Raw genomic sequence first — 369 nt, 5'->3', positions numbered from 1 at the left:
GCACGGGCCAGCGCCCCTGCTCGCTTGCCTGCCACAGGGCCTCGACCAGCTCGGTGCGCTTGGTCGCCGCCACCTCGACCATCCCCTTGCTGTCATAAGGCATGCCGCAGCAGAGCCCCTCAACTCTCGCCGGCACTATGACCCGGCAGCCCGCCTTCTTGAGCAAGGATTGCACCACCTGTGGCAGTGACGGGGCACCCGCTTGCTGGCCGAATACCCGGCTGGCGCAGGAGGGCAGATAGACCACGGCGCGCTCGCTTGTTTCGCCGTGACCATCGCCTATGCCCGTGCTTGCGCCCCTCGGCTCCCCTTGCGGCCACCGGTAGCGGCTCGGCCCCGGCAGGGTCGGCAGCCTGGCGGGGGGACGCT

1 pseudogene is annotated in these 369 nt (G+C 70.2%); it reads right to left on the bottom strand.

Going from position 1 to position 369, the window contains the following annotated elements:
* Positions 1-369, bottom strand: a pseudogene (locus BN1129_RS07550) ((Fe-S)-binding protein); the annotation flags it as partial.

It is taken from the genome of Aeromonas popoffii (assembly GCF_000820025.1).
GTDB lineage: Bacteria > Pseudomonadota > Gammaproteobacteria > Enterobacterales > Aeromonadaceae > Aeromonas > Aeromonas popoffii.
This window is presented reverse-complemented; position numbering and strand designations above follow the sequence as displayed.